The organism is Isoptericola sp. NPDC057391, from assembly GCF_042668085.1.
Taxonomy (GTDB): Bacteria; Actinomycetota; Actinomycetes; order Actinomycetales; family Cellulomonadaceae; genus Isoptericola.
In genome coordinates, this window is the sequence record NZ_JBHVBO010000310.1 from 1 (window position 1) to 2,502 (window position 2,502).

The window sequence follows — 2,502 nt, forward strand, 5'->3', positions numbered from 1 at the left end:
CCGGGGCGCCTCTATGCCGGCCACGGGCTCGGCGGGGGGCGCCGGCCGCCCCACCAGCGCCGCGATCGCGCGCGCGGACCGCCGCGGCTCCGCGGGCCGCGGCGCGCCGGGACCGCCGTCGGCGGCCGCGCCGCCGAGGAGGGCGGCGTCGTCGAAGAGCACCGCGTCCGGGGAGGCGGCGCCGACGCCACCGGGGCCGAGACCCGCGAGCTCGGGGAACCCGAGCTCGGCCTCGCGGCCGGGCTCGCCGAGCGCCGCCCACGTCTCGTCCGCGAACGCCCCGGCCAGGTCGTCGCCGCCGGGGCCGTCGGGGCCCGGCCCGGGCACGGCGGACCCGGTGCTGCCGTCGCCGGTCACTCGATCACGTTCCTTCCCTCGGGCTGCACCGGGCACGACCGGCGCACCGGGCACATGGGGCACAGGTCGTTCTCGTGCGCGGTGAAGCGGCCGGCCGCCATCGTGTCGGCGGCGCTCTCCACCAGCGCCCGCGCCCAGCTCGAGCCGTCCTCGCCGACCTGGAGCGCGGGCTGGTCACGCAGCGTCGGACCGACGGTCGGCGTCCCGACGTACACCAGCCGCGCGCCCGCGCTGGGTGTGCCGGGCGGCAGGTCGAGGGCGCCCTCGGACACCGCGAGCTGGTACGCCCCGAGCTGCGGGTGCTCGGTGGCCTTCGCGCGGGCGGGCGCGCTGCGGCCGGTCTTGAGGTCGGCCACGGTCACGCCGTCGTCGCCCGCGTCCTCGACGCGGTCGATCTTGCCGCGCAGCCGCGCCCGGCCCACGGTGACGTCGAAGTCCGGCTCCACGAGCAGCGGGTCGCCCGCCTCCGCGTAGTAGGCGGCGAGGCGCTCGATCATCCTCTCGGCCCGGTTCCGCAGCTGGCGCGCGGGCCACCCGTCGGGCAGCGCGAGCTCGGGCCAGCGGCGGTCGAGCTCGGCGCGCAGCGCCGTGAGCGAGGCCTTCGGCAGGTCCTCCGCGATCGCGTGGACCAGCGTGCCGAGCGTCTGGTGGGTGGCGTCGGGCGCCGTGGCACCCGCCGACTCGAACGCCCACTTCAGGGCGCACGTGCTCACCGTCTCCACCTTGGACGGCGAGACCGTCACGACGTCGTCCGGCCCCCACAGCGGCGCCTCGCTGGACGTCGTGGCCACGCCGTACCAGGTGCGCGGGTCCGCCTCGGCGATCCCCGCGTCGGCCAGGTCCGCGAGCAGCGCGGCGGCGACGCCGACCGGACCGCCGTCGTCCCCGCGCCCGGCCGCGCGGACCAGCGTCGCGCGCGCCTCGGCGACCACCCCCCGCAGGTCGAGCGGTGGGCCCACGGTCACCCGCCGGGGGTCCGGCCCCTCCGCTCCCGTGCGGTCCTCGCCGGGCGGCGCCACGAGGTCGAGGAACACCGACGGCGCGTCCTCGGCGTCCTCCACGGCCGTCACGACCAGCCGGCGGCGCGCCCGCGACGTGGCGACCGCGAACGACCGCAGCTCGTCCGCGAGCACCTGGCGGCGGGCCTCCGGGCCCATGCCGTGCGCGTCGTCGGAGCGCCCGGCGAGCAGCTCCACCAGCGCCTGCGACCCCAGCAGCGAGTCGCGCAGCCGCAGGTCCGGCCACACGCCGTCCTGTACGCCGACGACCACCACGACGTCCCACTCGCGCCCCGCCGCGCCCGCCGGGGTGAGCGCCTCGACCGCGTGCGCGCCGACCGCCGACGCGGCGAGCGAGTCGGCGGGCAGGTCCTGCGACGCGAGGTAGTCGACGAACGCCGCGACGGGAGCGCCGGGCATGCGGTCCACGTACGTCTCCGCGGCGCGGAACAGGGCGAGGACGGCGTCCAGGTCGCGGTCGGCGCGCGCCCCGGCGGGGCCGCCCGCCAGCGCGGCGTCGCGCCACCGGTCGGCGAGCCCCGTGGCCGCCCACACCGCCCACAGGACGGTCTGCGCGGTGGCGCCCGGCTCGCCGGCCGCCGCCCGCCCCGCGGCGAGCACGCGCGCGACCGCGAGCGGCCCACGCCGGACCGGCGTCGGCAGGGTCTTGGCACGCGCCGCGTCGTCCAGCACCTCGACGAGCAGCGCGTCCGACGACCGGCCGCCGCCGCCCGACAGCTCCTCCGCCCGCAGCGCGCGCCGCAGGCGGCGCAGCGCCACCGCGTCGAGCCCGCCCACCGGGGACGTGAGCAGCAGCGCCGCCGTCTCCGGGTCGAGCGCGGAGCCCACCCCGGGCTCCCCGAGCTCGTCCGCGATCAGCCGGTCGACCCCACCGCCCGCCGCGCACACGCGCAGCGCCGCCAGGAGGGGCGACGCCGCCGGCTCGTCGCGCAGCGGGAGGTCCGAGCCGAGCAGCGCCACCGGCACCGACGCCGCGACCAGGTCGCGGCGCAGCGACGCCAGCCGGTCGCCGCTGCGCGCCACGACCGCCATCCGTTCCCAGGGCGTGCCGTGCAGCAGGTGCTCGGCGCGCAGCTCGCGCGCCACGAACGCGGCCTCCTGGGCGGCGCCCGCGAGCACCGCGACC

At 79.9% G+C, this 2,502-nt stretch carries 1 protein-coding gene and 1 pseudogene; both read right to left on the bottom strand.

Features of this window, described 5'->3' with window-relative positions:
* Positions 1-357, bottom strand: a pseudogene (locus ACFUVW_RS20570) (hypothetical protein); the annotation flags it as partial.
* On the bottom strand, positions 354-2,502 hold a 2,149-nt coding region (locus ACFUVW_RS20575), incomplete at its 5' end, for a PD-(D/E)XK nuclease family protein (RefSeq protein WP_430573151.1). The gene ACFUVW_RS20575 and the pseudogene ACFUVW_RS20570, both read right to left, overlap by 4 nt.